This window comes from Marinovum sp. (assembly GCF_048263515.1).
Lineage (GTDB): Bacteria > Pseudomonadota > Alphaproteobacteria > Rhodobacterales > Rhodobacteraceae > Marinovum.
This window is the reverse complement of sequence record NZ_JBLXEC010000025.1, coordinates 26,875-44,090: the sequence shown is the minus strand read 5'-3', so window position 1 is coordinate 44,090 and position 17,216 is coordinate 26,875. Positions and strand designations below refer to the sequence as shown.

At 65.9% G+C, this 17,216-nt stretch carries 14 protein-coding genes; 5 read left to right on the top strand and 9 right to left on the bottom strand.

What is annotated here, in order from left to right:
- Positions 1 to 69: 69 nt before the first annotated feature.
- Positions 70 to 588 (top strand): DUF2231 domain-containing protein, encoded by a 519-nt coding sequence (locus tag ACN0SE_RS17980; RefSeq protein ID WP_417525912.1) that lies wholly within the window; start codon positions 70 to 72, stop codon positions 586 to 588.
- Here the strand turns inward: ACN0SE_RS17980 and ACN0SE_RS17975 are convergent.
- Both ACN0SE_RS17975 and ACN0SE_RS17970 read right to left on the bottom strand, forming a co-directional pair.
- The gene (locus ACN0SE_RS17975; protein WP_417525911.1) at positions 555 to 1,067 is read right to left on the bottom strand and encodes a CopD family protein; all 513 of its coding nucleotides are present in this window, start codon (positions 1,065 to 1,067) and stop codon (positions 555 to 557) included. The genes ACN0SE_RS17980 and ACN0SE_RS17975 overlap by 34 nt on opposite strands.
- A complete protein-coding gene (locus ACN0SE_RS17970; protein ID WP_417525910.1) occupies positions 1,064 to 1,774 on the bottom strand; it encodes a cytochrome c oxidase assembly protein in 711 nt (236 codons plus the stop codon). The genes ACN0SE_RS17975 and ACN0SE_RS17970 overlap by 4 nt, the downstream gene beginning before the upstream one ends.
- 355 nt (positions 1,775 to 2,129) lie before the next feature.
- Here ACN0SE_RS17970 and ACN0SE_RS17965 point away from each other — a divergent pair, with 355 nt between their 5' ends.
- From ACN0SE_RS17965 to typA, 3 genes are all read left to right on the top strand, one after another.
- A complete protein-coding gene (locus tag ACN0SE_RS17965; protein ID WP_417525909.1) occupies positions 2,130 to 3,677 on the top strand; it encodes a trimethylamine methyltransferase family protein in 1,548 nt (515 codons plus the stop codon).
- 102 nt (positions 3,678 to 3,779) lie between these two features.
- Positions 3,780 to 4,112, top strand: a complete 333-nt coding sequence (locus ACN0SE_RS17960; RefSeq protein WP_417525908.1) for a DMT family transporter — start codon at positions 3,780 to 3,782, stop codon at positions 4,110 to 4,112.
- 62 nt (positions 4,113 to 4,174) lie between these two features.
- The gene (typA, locus tag ACN0SE_RS17955; protein ID WP_417525907.1) at positions 4,175 to 5,992 is read left to right on the top strand and encodes a translational GTPase TypA; all 1,818 of its coding nucleotides are present in this window, start codon (positions 4,175 to 4,177) and stop codon (positions 5,990 to 5,992) included.
- A 168-nt stretch (positions 5,993 to 6,160) separates the two neighbouring features.
- Here the strand turns inward: typA and ACN0SE_RS17950 are convergent, their stop codons facing one another.
- The 3 genes from ACN0SE_RS17950 to recA all read right to left on the bottom strand — a co-directional run bounded on the left by ACN0SE_RS17950 (position 6,161) and on the right by recA (position 10,389).
- Complete coding sequence (locus tag ACN0SE_RS17950) at positions 6,161 to 6,445, bottom strand: DUF1330 domain-containing protein (RefSeq protein WP_417525906.1); 285 nt, start codon at positions 6,443 to 6,445, stop codon at positions 6,161 to 6,163.
- Position 6,446: 1 nt separating this feature from the next.
- Positions 6,447 to 9,107, bottom strand: a complete 2,661-nt coding sequence (gene alaS, locus ACN0SE_RS17945; protein WP_417525905.1) for an alanine--tRNA ligase — start codon at positions 9,105 to 9,107, stop codon at positions 6,447 to 6,449.
- A gap of 205 nt (positions 9,108 to 9,312) precedes the next feature.
- Positions 9,313 to 10,389: a recombinase RecA gene (gene recA / locus ACN0SE_RS17940; protein WP_417525904.1), complete on the bottom strand. Its 1,077-nt coding sequence runs from the start codon at positions 10,387 to 10,389 to the stop codon at positions 9,313 to 9,315.
- A gap of 212 nt (positions 10,390 to 10,601) precedes the next feature.
- Between recA and ACN0SE_RS17935 the strand changes: the two genes are divergently transcribed.
- The gene (locus tag ACN0SE_RS17935) at positions 10,602 to 11,195 is read left to right on the top strand and encodes a gamma-glutamyl kinase (RefSeq protein WP_417525923.1); all 594 of its coding nucleotides are present in this window, start codon (positions 10,602 to 10,604) and stop codon (positions 11,193 to 11,195) included.
- An 89-nt stretch (positions 11,196 to 11,284) separates the two neighbouring features.
- On the opposite strand, the gene ACN0SE_RS17930 is transcribed toward ACN0SE_RS17935, so the two are convergent.
- The 4 genes from ACN0SE_RS17930 to ACN0SE_RS17915 form a co-directional block, all read right to left on the bottom strand.
- Positions 11,285 to 13,591 (bottom strand): ATP-binding protein, encoded by a 2,307-nt coding sequence (locus tag ACN0SE_RS17930; RefSeq protein WP_417525903.1) that lies wholly within the window; start codon positions 13,589 to 13,591, stop codon positions 11,285 to 11,287.
- A 118-nt stretch (positions 13,592 to 13,709) separates the two neighbouring features.
- A complete protein-coding gene (locus ACN0SE_RS17925; RefSeq protein ID WP_417525902.1) occupies positions 13,710 to 14,861 on the bottom strand; it encodes an RsmB/NOP family class I SAM-dependent RNA methyltransferase in 1,152 nt (383 codons plus the stop codon).
- Entirely contained in the window at positions 14,861 to 16,309 is a 1,449-nt protein-coding gene (guaB, locus tag ACN0SE_RS17920; protein WP_417525901.1) for an IMP dehydrogenase, read from the bottom strand. Before guaB ends, ACN0SE_RS17925 begins: the two co-directional genes overlap by 1 nt.
- 457 nt (positions 16,310 to 16,766) lie before the next feature.
- On the bottom strand, positions 16,767 to 17,213 hold the full coding sequence (locus tag ACN0SE_RS17915; protein WP_417525900.1) for a hypothetical protein: 447 nt from the start codon (positions 17,211 to 17,213) through the stop codon (positions 16,767 to 16,769).
- Positions 17,214 to 17,216: the final 3 nt, after the last annotated feature.

Here is a 17,216-nt window from a genome sequence, read left to right as displayed (position 1 = left end):
GGTTTCTTCGCAACCAGACAGCGCTACGAGCGTTACCCCCAAAGACCCGCAGCGCAAGAGGACACCCAGATGACCGACAAAGCGGCCCGTGAAAAACCCGAGCCTTTGCTCGATCCGATCGAACAATCGCCGGGTTACGACGATACCGAGACCAACGTCGGCATCTGGGGCCACCCGATCCACGCCATGACCGTGGCCTTTCCGGTGGCGCTGACCTTCTGCACGCTTGGCGCGGATGCGCTCTACTGGTGGTCCGGCGAGCTCTTCTGGGCGCGGGCCGCGGTTTGGGCGGCGGGCACGGCGTTCCTCTTCGGCCTCGCCGCCGGTGCCACCGGCACAGCCGAGCTTTTGCTCGTTCCCGGCATCCGCGCCCGCGCCCCGGCCTGGACGCATTTCGTCATTGCCGTGATGCTCTTGTCGCTTCTGGGGGCGAACTGGGGCTACCGGCTGCAGGGCTACGAGAGCGCGATCCTGCCCTACGGCATCCTGCTGTCGGGCTTCAACGTGCTGGTGGTCATGGTGACGGGCTGGCATGGCGGGAAACTCGTGTTCGATTATCGTCTGGGCACGTCGAAAGGCAGCGGCTGACCGCGTGGCGTGGTCAGCCAGTCGGGCATCGGCACCTCGCCCAGTTCGGGCTTGGCCAGCACCAGCGTCAGGATCACCAGGATCACCGAGACCAGGAAGGCCAGCGGCCAGCCGGGGCGATGCGCGGCCTGTTGCACGCCGCGCCGCTCGGCCACGGCGACCACGGCATAGCCCACCCAGACATGCAGCAGCACGAGACAGGCCACCGCCACCAGCTTGGCGAACATCCAGGTGACAAAGACCTCGCGCAGAAAGATCAAGAGCGTGCCCGAGGCGATGGCGACCACCGCCGCCGGGGTGACGCAGAGCGTATAGGTGAAATGGGTGGCGCGACGCATGCGGGTGTAATCGCTCTGGGTGATCGCCGGGTCATGCCAAGCCAGCATCACCGGCAGCGCAAAGAGCCCGCCACACCAGAGGATCAGCATGGCCAGATGCAGCGCCTTGAGATGCGGGATCAACCCGATCAGGAGGCTCATGCTGCGCCCTGCCCCGAGGCCTGCCAGCCGCGCCGCGCCGAGAGCGCGATCATCGCGAGGTAGGGCAGCATCGCCGGCACCCACATGATCAGCCCGCCAAGCTGCTGGTCAGCCAGCGGCGTCAGGCCCCAGTCGAAGGGCGCCAGCGCATGGGCGGCATAGAGCGGCTCGGGCGCGAAGGTCAGCAAGGCGCCAAGCGCGCCCATCTGCATCAGGCCGGCAAGCGACCAGAGCACCGCCTCGATGCCGGTCTGTCGGTCCAGCACCGCCCGCCAGAACCAGAGCGCCGAGGTCAGCAGCGTGACCTGCATCAGCCAGTAGAGCACCTTGTCGGCCAGCGCCGCGTCATAGGCGGCGGGCTGGTGCCAGCCCCAGAGCACGGCAGTGGAGACGAGGAAGGCGAGCCCCGGTTGGCCCCTTCGCAGGCGCGGCAGGGCGGCAGCCAGCAAGGGGGCCGCGACGGCCACCAGCAGCACGTGATGCACCACCCGCGCCGAAAACAGCGCCACCGAGATGGCGCAGAGCGGCGAGACGAAGGCCAGCGCCAGAACCGCGACCCCGGTGAGGCCCAGCGGGCTGCGGCGGAAGAGAAAGACGGCGAGTGCCAGTGTGGCCAGCAGACCGGGGTCGAGGTTCCACGCCGACAACGCCTGCGCCGGCAGCGGCGCGGCGCCGCAATAGCTTCCCGGTAGGATCTCGATCGACATCAGCTCACCCTGCGGTTCCTGCGCACTTTGGCGGGGCGGCGGGATGGCGCCGCGCGGTCCTTGCGCCCTGCCCCTGTCGACCTATTGCGAAATGGCGCCCGGTCAACGATTCCCGACGCCGGGACAGTCTCTTGCAGGGCGCAGGATCCGAAAACGACGCCATGTCGCAAACGGGCCAGACCCCGGCTGCGACTCGGGCAAAGCTCGGATTATTGGCCGGGAGCACGCGGATGTCACGCAGGGTCTGCCTTCATATCATCACCTGCAGGACCATCGGCGCAGGCCGGGGCCGCGCGGCGCGCGGCAGGCCGGGGTGGCGCTGAGCCCCACCCTTTCCTTCCGTCCGGAGCCAGACATGAACACCCACGACCACCCGAAATCCGCCCGCATGGGGGGCCGCGCCGCGCGCCGTGCCGCCCGCTCTGCCAAGCTGGCCGAGCACCTTCGCCCGATCCGCGCCGGCATGTCCGGCGGGCGCCTCGCCCCGCTGACCGAGCCGCAGATGGCGCGCATCCATGCCGCCGCGCTGGAACTGCTGGAAACCGTGGGCCTCGCCGATGCGCCGCCCTCGGGGATTGCCGCGCTGACCGCCGCGGGCGCCGTGCTGGGTGACGACGGCCGGCTGCGCTTTCCGCCGGCGCTGATCGAGGACACGCTGGCCCGCGCCAACCGCGAGATCACGCTCTGCGGCCGCGACCCAGCGCATGACCTGCAGCTGGGCGGCACGCGGGTGCACTACGGCACCGCCGGCGCGGCGGTGCACATGGTCGATGTCGACGGGCGCAGCTATCGCGAGAGCACGCTGCAGGACCTGCATGATGCGGCGCGGATCGCCGACCGGCTCGACAATATCCACTTTGTCCAGCGGCCGATGGTGCCGCGCGACATCCCAGACCCCTTCGAGATGGACATCAACACGATCTACGCCTGCGTCTCCGGCACCCGCAAGCATATCGGCACCTCCTTTACCGAGGGCAGCTTCGTGCCCCGCGCGCTGGAGATGCTGCACCTGGTGGCGGGCGGCGAAGAGGCCTGGCGGGCGCGGCCTTTCGTGTCGAACTCGAACTGCTTCGTGGTGCCGCCGATGAAATTCGCCACCGAAAGCTGCCTGGTGATGGAGGAATGCATCCGCGGCGGCATGCCGGTGCTGCTGCTCTCGGCCGGTCAGGCCGGGGCCACCGCGCCCGCCTCGATCGCCGGGGCAATCGTGCAGGCGACGGCGGAATGCCTGGCGGGGCTGGTCTATGTCAACGCCATCGTGCCGGGCCATCCGGCGATCTTCGGCACCTGGCCTTTCGTGTCGGACCTGCGCACCGGCGCGATGTCCGGCGGATCGGGGGAACAGGCGCTGCTGACCGCGGGCTGCGCGCAGATGCACGGGTTCTACGACCTGCCCGGCGGCGCCGCGGCGGGGATCGCCGATGCCAAGCTGCCCGACATGCAGGCCGGCTGGGAGCAGATGTGCTCCAACGTCATGGCCGGGCTCTCGGGGCTCAACATGGTCTACGAGGCGGCGGGCATGCATGCCTCTCTGCTGGGCTTCTGCCACGAGAGCCTGATCCTCGGCGACGACCTGATCGGCCAGGCGCTGCGCTGCGTGCGCGGCATCGAGGTGACCGAGGACAGTGTCTCGGTCGAGGTGATCCGCGAGGTCTGTCTTTCGGGGCCCGGGCATTACCTCGGCACCGACCAGACGCTGGGGCTGATGCAGACCGATTACGTCTACCCGACGCTGGGCGATCGCTCCTCGCCCAAGGAATGGGAGGAGCTGGGGCGGCCGGACCTGCTGAAACGGGCGACGGCGCGCAAGGAGATGATCCTGGCGGAGCGGGCCTCGGCGCGACTGTCCGGGGACGTGGATCGGGCAATACGCGACCGCTTGCCGATCCGCTTGCCGGCCTAGCGCTTTTGTGAGACGTCGGACCGGGGCTCTGCCCCGGACCCCGCGGTATTTTCAAACAGAAGAAGCAGGGGTGTGTCTCTGGTTTTCGAGGGAGGTCTGTTCATGCCCGCTTATCTGGCACTTATCCTGGCTGTGGCGGCGGAAACCGTCGGCACCTCGGCGCTGCAGGCCAGCCAGCAGTTTTCGCGGTTCTGGCCCTCGGTGCTGGTGGTGGTGGCCTATGCGCTGGCCTTCTACCTGCTGGCGCTGACGCTGAGGACCATTCCCGTGGGCGTGGCCTATGCGCTCTGGTCGGGATTGGGGATCGTCTTCATCGCGCTGATCGGCTATCTGGTGTTCCATCAGAAGCTGGACCTGCCGGCGCTCGTGGGAATGGCGATGATCATCGGCGGGATTGCCGTGATCCAGCTGTTTTCCGGGGCTGCGACACATTAGGTCTGGCGTTCCCGGGCGCGCGGCGATAGTTGGCGCGCAACTCCGACATAAAGGTATCCCCGATGGACCTTCGCAATATCGCGATTATCGCGCACGTTGACCATGGCAAGACGACACTCGTTGACGAGCTTCTGAAACAATCCGGCGCCTTCCGGGCCAACCAGGCGGTTGAAGAACGCGCCATGGACAGCAACGACCTCGAGCGCGAGCGCGGCATCACCATCTTCGCCAAGCCGACCTCGGTCGAGTGGAAGAGCCACCGCATCAACATCGTCGACACCCCCGGCCACGCCGATTTCGGCGGCGAGGTCGAGCGCATCCTGTCGATGGTCGACGGCGTTGTCCTGCTGGTCGACGCGGCCGAGGGCCCGATGCCGCAGACCAAATTCGTGACCTCCAAGGCGCTGGCGCTGGGGCTTCGGCCGATCGTCGTGCTCAACAAGGTCGACAAGCCTGATGCCGAGCCGGACCGGGCGCTGGACGAATGTTTCGACCTGTTTGCCTCGCTCGATGCCAACGACGATCAGCTTGATTTCCCGCATATGTATGCCTCTGGCCGCAACGGCTGGGCCGATCACGAGCTCGACGGGCCGCGCAAGGACCTGTCGGCGCTCTTCGACCTGATCGTCAACCACGTGCCAGCCCCGCGCCAGATCAAGCACCAGAACGACGATTTCCGCATGCTGGCCACCACCCTGGGCGCCGATCCCTTTGTCGGCCGCATCCTGACCGGACGGGTCGAGAGCGGGCGGCTCAAGGTCGGCGCAACCGTGCAGGCGCTGTCGCGCATCGGCCAGAAGATCGAGCAGTTCCGGGTCACCAAGATCCAGGCCTTCCGCGGCCTCGGCCAGCAGGACATCGAGGAAGCCATGGCGGGCGACATCGTCTCGATCGCCGGCATGTCCAAGGCGACCGTGGCCGACACCATTTGCGCCCTGGCCGTCGACGAGCCGCTGGATGCCCAGCCGATCGATCCGCCGACCATCACCGTGACCTTCGGCATCAACGATTCGCCGCTGGCGGGCCGTGACGGCAAGAAGGTGCAGAGCCGGGTCATCCGCGAGCGCCTGATGAAGGAAGCCGAGAGCAACGTCGCGATCAAGATCGCCGACACGCCCGGTGGCGAGGCCTTCGAGGTGTCGGGCCGTGGCGAACTGCAGATGGGCGTTCTGATCGAGAACATGCGTCGCGAGGGCTTCGAGCTGTCGATCTCGCGTCCCCAGGTGATCATGAAGGAAGTCGACGGCAAGCGGATGGAGCCGGTCGAAGAGGCCACCATCGACGTCGATGACGAATACTCCGGCGCGGTGATCGAAAAGCTGACTGGCGCGCGCAAAGGCGAGCTGGTCGAAATGCGCCCCGCCGGCGCCGGCAAGACGCGGATCATCGCGCATGTGCCGTCGCGCGGGCTGATCGGCTATCACGGCGAATTCCTGACCGACACCCGCGGCACCGGCGTGCTGAACCGGGTGTTCCACGGTTGGGTCGAGCACAAGGGTCCGATCCCGGGCCGCCGGGCCGGCGTGCTGATCTCGATGGAGAACGGCGAGGCGGTGGCCTATGCGCTGTGGAACCTCGAGGATCGCGGCAAGATGTTCATCGGGGCGCAGGCCAAGGTCTATACCGGGATGATCATCGGCGAGCACAGCCGCGAGAACGATCTCGAGGTGAACCCGCTGAAGGGCAAGAAGCTGACCAACGTGCGGGCCTCGGGCACCGACGAAGCGGTGCGGCTGACCACCCCGGTCACGCTCTCGCTGGAAGAGGCGATTGCCTATATCAACGACGACGAGCTGGTCGAAGTGACGCCCACGTCGATCCGGCTGCGCAAGCGCTACCTCGACCCGCATGAGCGCAAGCGGCAGTCGAAAGCGGGCTGAGACCGTCTGATTTGATGACAGGAAGGCCGGGCATGACGCCCGGCCTTTTGCGTAGGGTGGGTTTGCAACCCACCGGTGCCGGGCGGCAGACTTGAAAAAACCCGGGGCTCGGCCCGGGTTTATTCTGGTTTTGGAATGTTGGCTGTGGCGGTGGGTTAGAAACCCACCCTACACGCCTTCGACGATGATCAGGTCACGCTCGGACGCGCCGCGCGCATGGCTGAGCGCCTCCTGATAGGCGTCGGAATTGTAGCAATCATGCGCCGCCTGCAGCGAGGGGAAGCGGGCCACCACGTGGCGCGCCCGGTCCTTGCCCTCGAGCGTCTCGTAGGCGCCGCCGCGGGCCAGGAACTCGCCGCCATGGGCGGCGATGGGCGCACCGGCCAGCTTGGCGTAGCGGCCATAGGCCTCTTCGTCGGTGACGTTCACATGTGCGATCCAGTAGGCGCTCATCTCATCCTCCCAGCACGGCTTTTGCCGCGTCGATTGCCTTGCTTGCGTTCTCGGCGCTGGCGCCGCCGCCCTGGGCCATGTCGGGCCGGCCACCGCCGCCCTTTCCGCCCAGCTCGGCCACCGCCGCGCGCACCAGGTCGACGGCCGAGACCTTGTCGGTCAGGTCACCGGTCACCCCGGCGGCCACCGCGGCCTTGCCGCCGGTGTCGGCAATCAGCAGGATCGCCGCCGAACCCAGTTTTTCCTTCTGCGCATCGATCAGCGGCGGCAGGTCCTTGCCGGTCACCCCGGTCAGCACCTGGGCCACGAAAGGCACGCCGCCGATCTCTTCGGTCGCGGCCTCGGGGCCCTTGGAGCCGCCCGACATCGCCAATTCGCGGCGCAGGTTGGCCAGCTCGTTCTGCAGCGCCTTGCGTTCTTCCAGCAGCGCGCGCACCCGGTCGGGCACCTCGGCCGCCTGGGTCTTGAGCTCCAGCGCGGTCTCGGCCAGCCGATGGTCCTGCGCCCGCAGGTAGTCCAGCGCCGCCTGCCCGGTCAGCGCCTCGATCCGGCGTACGCCGGCCGAGGACGCGCTGTCGCCGAGGCAGACAAAGGCGCCGATGTCGCCGGTCTGGCGCACATGGGTGCCGCCGCAAAGCTCGATCGAATAGGTCGCCTTGTCGGACCCCTTGCCGGAGCCCGCCTTGCGGCCCATGGAGACCACCCGCACCTCGTCGCCGTATTTCTCGCCAAAGAGCGCCTGCGCGCCCATGGCGCGGGCATCATCCGGCGTCATGATCCGGGTTTCCACCGGGGCGTTCTGGCGGATGTAGGTGTTGACGTCACGCTCGACGCGGCTGATCTCGTCGAGGCTCAGCGCCTTGCCGTGGCTGAAGTCGAAGCGCAGGCGGTCGTCGGCATTGAGCGAGCCGCGCTGTGCCACGTGATCGCCAAGCGCCTCGCGCAGGGCCTCGTGCAGCAGGTGCGTCGCCGAGTGGTTGGCGCGGATGGCGCTGCGGCGGGTATTGTCGACCTTCAGCTCGAGCGCGTCGCCCTTGGCGAGCGTGCCTTCCTCGGACGTGACGCGATGGGCAAAGAGCCCGCCGGCCATCTTGCGGGTGTCGGCGATCACGCCTTTGCCGCCGGATTTCCGATAGGCGCCGCTGTCGCCGACCTGGCCGCCGCTCTCGGCATAGAACGGCGTCTGGTTGACCACCAGCCAGCCCTCCTCGCCTTCTCCCAGGCTCTCGACCTGGGCGCCATCCTTGACCAACGCCAGCACCTGGCCCTCGGCCTCTTCGGTGTCATAGCCCAGAAAATCGGTCGCCGCATGCGTGTCGGCGATGTCGAACCAGACCTCGGCATCCTTGGTCTCGCCCGAGCCGGCCCAGGCCGCACGCGCCTTGGCCTTCTGCTCGGCCATGGCGGCGTCGAAACCGGCGGTATCGACCTCGCGACCCTTTTCGCGCAGCGCATCCTGCGTCAGGTCGAGCGGGAAGCCGTAGGTGTCATAAAGCTTGAAGGCGGTCTCGCCCGGCAGGCGCGCATCCTCTGGCAGGCCCGAGAGCTCGTCATCCAGCAGCTTCAGCCCGCGGTCGAGCGTCGCCTTGAAGCGGGTTTCTTCCAGCCGCAGCGTCTCTTCGATCAGCGCCTGCGCCTGGCCCAGCTCGGGGTACGCCGCCCCCATCTGTCGCACCAGCGCCGGCACCAGCCGGAACATCATCGGGTCCTTGGCGCCCAGCAGATGCGCGTGCCGCATGGCGCGGCGCATGATGCGGCGCAGCACGTAGCCGCGACCCTCGTTCGAGGGCATCACGCCATCGGCCAGCAGGAACGACGTCGAGCGCAGGTGATCGGCGATCACCCGATGATGCACGTTGCCCGGCCCGTCCGGATCGGTCGAGGAGACATCGGCGCTGGCCTCGATTAGGCTGCGCATCAGGTCGGTGTCGTAATTGTCGTGCTTGCCCTGCAGCAGCGCGCCGATCCGTTCCAGCCCCATGCCGGTGTCGATCGACTGCATGTCGAGGGGGCGCATGCTGCCGTCCTCGAACTGCTCGTTCTGCATGAAGACGATGTTCCAGATCTCGATGAACCGGTCGCCGTCTTCCTCGGGGCTGCCCGGGGGGCCACCCCAGATGTGCTCGCCGTGATCGTAGAAGATCTCGGTGCAGGGCCCGCAAGGCCCGGTCGGCCCCATCTGCCAGAAGTTGTCGGAGGTGGCGATACGGATGATCCGATCCTCCGGCACGCCCACCTTCTTCCAGATCTCGAAGGCCTCGTCGTCGGTGTGATAGACCGTGGTCAACAGCCGCTTGGGATCGATGCCGAAATCCTTGGTGATCAGATCCCAGGCATAGGGGATCGCCTCGGTCTTGAAGTAATCGCCAAAGCTGAAATTCCCCAGCATTTCAAAGAAGGTATGGTGCCGCGCGGTATAGCCCACGTTGTCGAGGTCATTGTGCTTGCCGCCGGCGCGAACGCATTTCTGGCTGGTGGTCGCGCGCACGTAGTCGCGTTTCTCGACGCCGGTAAACAGGTTCTTGAACTGCACCATGCCCGAGTTGACGAACATCAGCGTCGGGTCGTTGCGCGGCACAAGCGGGCTCGAGGGCACAACCTCGTGGCCGTTCTTGGCAAAGAAATCGAGGAAGGTGGAGCGGATGTCGTTCAGCGTGGCCATTGGGTCATCTTCTTCTCAAGGTCGGCGCAGGTGTATCGCCCCGTCCGGGCGCTGTCCATAACAGGTTGGGCGGAAAGGCCGGGCGACGCGATATCGGCCGCCGGACCGGGGCGTTTGTCACAAAGAAACGGGGCGCAGCCTGTGCCGCGCCCCGTTTCGTTTGGTGTTCCGGAGCCATGTCAGCCCCCGGCGAGGGATGCCGGCCTTACGCCTCCATCACATCCTCGTCGTCCTTGTCCTCTGGCGGCATGTCGAAGTCGAGCCCGTGGGCCGCGCGGATCTTGTCTTCGATCTCCAGCGCCATGCGCTTGTTCTCGCGCAGGAAGGTCTTGGCGTTCTCGCGCCCCTGCCCGATCCGCTCGTCGCCATAGGAGAACCAGGCGCCGGACTTGTCGACCACCCCGGCCTTGACGCCCAGATCGAGCAGTTCGCCCATCTTCGAGATGCCCTCGCCATACATGATGTCGAATTCCACCTGCTTGAACGGCGGCGCGACCTTGTTCTTGACGACCTTGACGCGGGTCTGGTTGCCGACCACCTCGTCACGGTCCTTGATCGCGCCGATGCGGCGGATATCGAGCCGCACCGAGCTGTAGAATTTCAGCGCATTGCCGCCAGTGGTGGTTTCGGGCGAGCCGAACATCACGCCGATCTTCATGCGGATCTGGTTGATGAAGATCACCATGCATTTCGACCGGCTGATCGAGCCGGTGAGCTTGCGCATCGCCTGGCTCATCAGACGGGCATGCACGCCGACCGAGCTGTCGCCCATGTCGCCCTCTAGCTCGCTCTTGGGGGTCAGCGCCGCGACCGAATCGACGACCACGAGGTTGACCGCGCCGGAGCGCACCAGCGTATCGGTGATCTCGAGCGCCTGTTCGCCGGTGTCGGGCTGCGAGATCAGCAGCTCGTCGAGGTTCACGCCCAGCTTCTTGGCATATTGCGGGTCGAGCGCATGTTCGGCATCGACGAAGGCACAGACGCCGCCCAGCTTCTGCTCTTCCGCGACGCAATGCAGTGTCAGCGTGGTCTTGCCCGAGGATTCCGGGCCGTAGATCTCGATGATCCGCCCCTTGGGCAGCCCGCCGATCCCCAGCGCAATGTCGAGACCAAGCGACCCGGTCGAGGTCGCCTCGATGTCGGGCAGCGCGTTCTCACCGCCGAGTTTCATGATCGACCCCTTGCCGAACTGACGTTCGATCTGGGCCAGGGCGCTGTCGAGCGCCTTTTGCTTGTCGGGGTTGTTCTTTTTGCTCATCGAGAGAAGATCTGCCGTTGCCATGCGTTCGGGCCCTTATTTCACACCGCCTCGGAAGCGGCAATGCCACCAAATGTTCTTGCCTTGTTCCTATGTGCGACCAAAACAAGAACATTTCAAGAGAATTCTCTTCGTTTCCACTGTTTCGCAGAAAGCTTAAAGATTGGTTTACGGCGGAGAACCGCCTGCCTATGCTGCGCCAAGGCTGTGGTTTCCGCATCAAAAGGGTCGTGCAAGTGCTTGTATTCTGGAGAGAAAGACTGGCGTTTCTGGCGGTTCCGAAAACCGGGACGTCGGCCTATGACAAGGCGCTGGCTCCAAAGGCCGACATGGCGATCCTCAATCCGCCGGATCTGAAACATGCGCCGGTCTATCGCTACAACCGGTTCTTTCGCCCGATGTTCGAAAAGATGGGGGCTCCGGACATGGAGACCCTGGCGGTGATGCGCGAGCCGATCTCCTGGCTGTCCAGTTGGTACCGCTACCGCCAACGGCCCTTCATGTCGGGCAAACCAAATTCCACCGAACACCTGAGCTTCGACGAATTTGTCGAAGGCTATTGCAAGGGCGCGCGCCCGGGGTTTGCCAATGTCGGCAGCCAGGCCAAGTTCCTCGAGCCCCGGCCCAATGGCACCAGCGTCACCCATCTGTTCCGCTACGAAGACCAGGCGCGGCTGATCGCTTTTCTGGAAGACCGGCTCTCGGTGACACTGGATCTGCCGCGCGAGAATGTCTCGCCGCAGATCGAGGTCGCGCTGTCCCCCCGGGTCGAAGCCAAGCTGCGCCGCAAATGTGCCGCTGAATTCGAGCTTTACGACTCGATTTCCTGATTGCCTCGGGGCTTGGCGCCGCCCGCCCCGGACCCCGATCCGGGGCCTCGTGGTCGGCCATGAGGTCCCGGCACGGGGGCCGGGACACGTCAGTGCAACTGCCGCTGGACGGTGTCGGTCAGTTCCACCAGCGAGAAGGGCTTCGGCAGGAAGGTGGAATTGGGAATCGCGGCCTGATCGTCGTGGAAGCTTTCCTGCGCATAGCCCGAGACGAAGACCACTTTGACCTCTGGCCGATCTACCAGTGCCTGACGGACCCAGCTGGGACCGTCGAGGCCGGGCATCACCACGTCGGTCACGAAGACATTCACCTCGATTTCCGGGTCGCGCAGCAGTTCCAGCGCCTCCTCCGCCGAGGCGGCCTCGAGCACCTTGAAGCCGCGCATCCGCAGGGCGCGGCTGGCAAAGGCCCGCACCGGCGCCTCGTCTTCGACCAGCAGGATCACCGCGTCATGGTCCGGACCGCCGGCGCCTTCCTCTTCGAGGGCGAGGCTGATGGCATCGGCCGCCGGCTTTTCGCTGTAGACCGGGAAGAGCAGGGAAAAGCAGGTCCCTTTGCCCACCACCGAATCGACGAAGATGAAGCCGCCGGTCTGCTTGACGATGCCATAGACCGTCGAGAGGCCCAGACCGGTGCCTTCGCCGGTGCGCTTGGTGGTGTAGAAGGGCTCGAAGACCTTCTGCAGCATGTCCGGGGCGATACCGACGCCCTTGTCCTGCACCTTGACCAGCACGTAATCGCCCAGCGGCACCGAAGCGCGGTCGCGCTTCAGCGGCGCATCGAGGGTGAGGCCCTCGGTGGTGATGCGGATCTCGCCGCCTTCGGGCATGGCGTCGCGGGCGTTGACCACCAGGTTCATCAGCACCTGTTCCAGCTGCCGCTTGTCGGCGCGGATGGTGCGCAGGACGGGGTCGTGATCCAGCGCCAGCACCACCCGCTCGCCCACAAGGCGGTTCAACAGGTGGGTCAGGTCGGCCAGGGTGTCGCGCAGATCGAGCACCTCGGGACAAAGCGTCTGCTTGCGCGAAAAGGCCAGAAGTTGCCCCACCAGGGCGGCGGCACGGTTGGCATTCTGGTTGATCTGGACGAGGTCGCCGTAGTTCGGATCGCCCTGGTCGTGGCGCAGCAGAAGCAGGTCGCAATGGCCTGAAATCGCTGTCAGAAGGTTGTTGAAGTCATGTGCCACACCGCCGGCGAGCTGGCCGATGGCCTGCATCTTCTGGCTCTGGACGAATTGCGCCTCCAGGGTCTTCAATTCGGTCGCGTCGTTCAGCACCGCGATGATCGACGGCTCGCCGTCTTCGAAGACGCGGTTCAGCACCACCTGGACAAAAACCTCGCGGTCGCGGCGCGAAATGCGCAGGAATTCCGATTGCTTCTGGCCTCTGCCGGTGGCGGCATCACGCAGCCAGTCGGTAACCGGGCGGCCCAGTCCCTCCATCAGGTCGGCGAGTTTCTTGCCCGAGACATCCTCGACGTTCAGCAGTTTGAGCGCTTCGTGATTGGCGCGGGTCACGATGCCGTTCTGCGAGACCTTCATCAGCGGCACGCTGAGATGGTCGAAACTGGTGCTGCTCTCGCTCTCGGCCGGGGGCGGCAGGAAGAAGAGCTCGCGCCGGCCACCGTTCAGCGGTACCTCGCTGACCAGCCGCGCGACGGGCCCGGAGGCGGTGTCGACCGAGATCACCTTGCCGTTTTCGAGCGGATCGCTGCTCAGCCGGTCGAGCGCCGAGACCCGCTTGCCGATCAGCTTGCGCGCGGCAGCGTTCATGAAGAGGATCGTGCCGCCCCGCCCCACCGTCAGCCGCGGCAGCAGCCCGGCTTCGGCCTGTTCGCCGGCGGAGGCGCGACTTTCCTCGATCCGCCAGAGCCGCAGCCCGCCGCCGATCCCGTGCACCGAGAGCGAGACCTGGCCGCTGCGGGTACTGACCGTGTCGCTGGCAACCCCTTGCGATTCGGCCTTTTTCTGCAGGCGGTAGACCACGCTGGCCGGGTTGGCCATCAGCCCGCGCAAGAGCCCGGCAACATTGCCGCCTTCGCCGCTTTCCTGGCTGGTCAGCGTCTCGGCATCGGGAAACCGCGCGCGGGCGGCGGGATTGACGTGATGGATCTCGCCCTCGGCATCGGCCACCACCGTGACCGCCGGATCCCCTGCAAGGAAATGCGCCATCTGCTGCAGCACGCGCAGCTGGCCGCGCCGTTGCAGCAGCTGGCGGCCATGCAGCAGGAGCGCCGAACAGAAGATCCCCACCCCCAGCGCCAGGGCGCCGAGCGCCGCGATGCCGCCGGGCAAGAGCCCCGAGGCCGCGATCAGGGCCACCGCCAGGGCAACCAGGTACAGCGGCCGCCGGTCCGCCGGCGGGGGGCGGTCGTCGTGCGTGGGATCTGCGCTCATCGTCTCTGCCAAACCGACTCTCCAGGCTCATCGCGTTTTGGCCATTACACCCGGCGATCCTTAATGGTGAGTTAACCGCTGACGGGCCACTCACCTGCCGGTTGAGAGGAACACAGAGTCAGTCGCGTTTCAACATCGCGATGTAGAAACCGTCACCGCCGTCCTGAAGGGTAAACTGCCGCTCGCGCTGCACTTTCCAGCCGGGCTGGCGGGCCTGAAACGCGGCGATCCGGGTGGCATTTTCGTCAGCCAGCAGCGAACAGGTGGCATAGGCCAGCGTGCCGCCGGGACCGACCAGCGGGGCGGCGGCGTCGAGCACGCTGTCCTGCAGCGCGCAGAGCTCGGTCAGGCGGTCCTCGGTCAGTCGCCATTTGGCCTCGGGCGCGCGACGCCAGCTGCCCGATCCGGTGCAGGGCGCGTCGCAGAGCACGAGGTCGAAGGGGCCTTTGGGCGCGGTCTCTAAGGTGATCTCGGCACCGGCGCGGGTGGCGCGGGCGGGGATGTCGGCCATCCGCGCGGGGTCGATGTCATGGGCGCTGACCGGGCCGCCGGTCTGCGCGGCCATGGCCAGCGCCTTGCCGCCGCCGCCAGCGCAGAAATCAAGCACGCGCTGGCCCGGTTGCAGATCGAGAGCGTCGACCACGGCCTGAGAGGCTACATCCTGCAGTTCGACCAGCCCGTCCTTGTAGGCGTCCGACAGATGCACCCGACGGGCGCCCTCGGTCACGCGCAGGGCGGTGGGCGAAAGCGGATGCGGCTGGGCGGTGATGCCGTCACTGGCCAAGGCGGCCAAGGCATCGTCCCGGTTGGTTTTCAATAGGTTGGCGCGCAGGAACACTTCGGCGCGGTCGCGCAGCAGCAGCGCTTCGGTCTCGGCCTCAGCGCCCAGAGAGGCCTCGAACCGCGGCCAGAGCCAATCCGGCAGGTCGCGCGCCTCGGCCTCGGTGGGATCGCGGAACGCGGCGCGTTCCTCATCGGTCACGGGCGCGGGCATGAAGCGCTCGCCGGTGAAGATGTCATCAATCGGCGTGCCCTCGGCGCGCAGTGCGCCAAGCATCAACCCGCGGCCGGTGACCGCGCCGCCAAGCGCGCCATAGGACCGTTTGCGCCGCAGCGCGTCAAAGACCAGATCGCGGATCGCGGCACGGTCCTTGGAGCCGGCATAGCGGTTGCCGCGCGCCCAGCGGGTCAGGGCCTGTTCGGCCGCCTGCCCCGCAAGGATCGCATCGAGCAATTCACCGCCTGTCTGGATCCGCGCCGCCGGTGTCATCAGCCGACCCGGTAGTTCGGGCTCTCGCGCGTGATCTGCACGTCGTGCACATGGCTCTCGCGCAGGCCGGCCCCGGTGATCTTGACGAAGCTGCAGTTGCTGCGCATCTCCTCGATGGTAGCGCAGCCGGTATAGCCCATGGCCGCCCGCAGACCGCCGACGAGCTGGTGGATCACCGCCCCGGCCGAGCCCTTGTAGGCCACCTGCCCCTCGATGCCCTCGGGCACCAGCTTGTCAGAGGCGGCGTCCTTCTGGAAATACCGGTCGGCCGAGCCGCGCGCCATGGCGCCGAGGCTGCCCATGCCGCGATAGGCCTTGAACGAGCGGCCCTGGTAGAGGATCACCTCGCCGGGGCTTTCATCCGTGCCGGCGATCATCGAGCCGACCATGGCGCAGGAGGCGCCGGCAGCGATGGCCTTGGCGAAATCGCCAGAGAACTTGATGCCACCGTCGGCGATCACCGGCACGTCACCGGCGGCCTTGGCGCAATCCATCACGGCGGTGAGCTGCGGCACGCCGACACCGGCGACCATGCGGGTGGTGCAGATCGAGCCCGGGCCGATGCCGACCTTGACCGCATCCGCACCAGCGTCGATCAGCGCGCGGGTCGCCTCGCCGGTGGCAACGTTGCCTGCAATCACCTGAACCTCGTTCGAGAGCTGCTTGGCGCGGCGCACCGCGTCGATCACCCCGGCGGAATGGCCATGCGCAGTGTCGATCACCACGATGTCGACGCCGGCATCGACCAGCTCGCCCGTACGCTCAAAGCCCGCATCACCCACCGAAGTGGCCGCAGCCACCCGCAGACGCCCCAGCGCATCCTTGCAGGCGGTGGGGTTGAGCACCGCCTGTTCGGTGTCGCGCAGGGTGAGCAGACCGGTGAGCTTGCCCTTGCCGTCATGCACCAGCAGCTTCTCGATGCGGCGTTCCTTCATCAGGCTCTTGGCCTGCTCCAGATCGGCTGGCTCGGCCAGCATGGCGAGATTGTCCGAGGTCATCATCAGTTTGACCGGCGTGTCATCGCTCTGGGCAAAGCGCATGTCGCGGTTGGTCAGGATGCCGACCACGTGGCCGCGCTCGTCCACCACCGGGAAACCGGTGAAATTGTAGCGCTCGACCAGGGCCTTGGCGTCTGCCAGCGTCTGGTCGACGCGGAGCGTGACGGGGTTGTAGACGATGCCGCTCTCAAAGCGTTTGACCCGACGCACCTCGCGCGATTGCGCCTCGACGCTGAGGTTCTTGTGGATCACGCCGATGCCACCGGCCTGGGCCATGGTGATCGCCATGCGGCTTTCGGTGACGGTGTCCATCGCCGAGCTGAGCAGCGGGATGTTCATCCCGATGGCGCGGGTGACCCGGGTGGTGGTGTCGGCAGTGTTGGGCAGGACATTGGACGCAGCCGGTACCAGCAGCACATCGTCAAATGTCAGCGCCTCGCGAATCTCCATTCGGCGGTCCTCTTGAGCAGCAGCATTTGACGCTTCCCTATTTCACGCGGGCCGGGAAAAGAAAAGACCTTAAGGCCGGTTGCGCGGAGCGGGCCGGTTTCAGGGGCTGTGGAAAGACGGGACAATTCTGTGGATGGATATGTGTGCAGGCGGCGTTATGGGGCGGAAATCTCTTGATAACAGAGGCTTGAGAAATGGGGTAAATGTGCGTTTGGCTGTGGGTATGTTTTTCTGGGGTGGTGAGAGCGGCGGGTTTGGCGGCGGGAGCGGTGGGTTGCAAACCCACCCTACGGGGGCGCGCCCGGATGTGTGAGCTTCGGGCGACAATCCCTTGATCTGAAAAACAAAATGGGGCGCCGAAGCGCCCCAGTTTCACAAACCAAGCTCATCATTACACCGCTCGATGCTTTTTGCCTGCGGCCTGGTCGTGCAAGGGGCGAGCGCACCCGCCCCATAGTTAGGTTGCTCCAAAGCCTTCCAAAATACGATGAACTAGACCCGCCCAGTCAGTGAACTTTTGGTTTTTAAGCCATTGACCGACCTTTGAGGTCTGTGCATGACGCTGGAGGTCGTCATCGGTTGCCCCCTCCTGTGCTGCTTGCTTTAACTTGGTCAGTAACTCTTGGCCTTCTGAAGTCCTAAGCACTTTACTGGCAACCTCAGAACAGCCAACGCCCGCCGTAAAAGTCACGTCTGAGATAACAAGGTCTTTTACGTTGCGACCCTCGAACGCCTGCCTACCACCTGAGTAGTTGATCTTCCTTACGCTAATGCCGGTCGAATTTTCAGCTGAGATCAGCGTATCGCCGCCAACACCTTGGACATTCTCAATTCGGCCATTCAAGCAATTCTCCAATCGGATGCCGACCGACTTATTCGATGTTCCGTTCTCTTCCGTAGACATCTC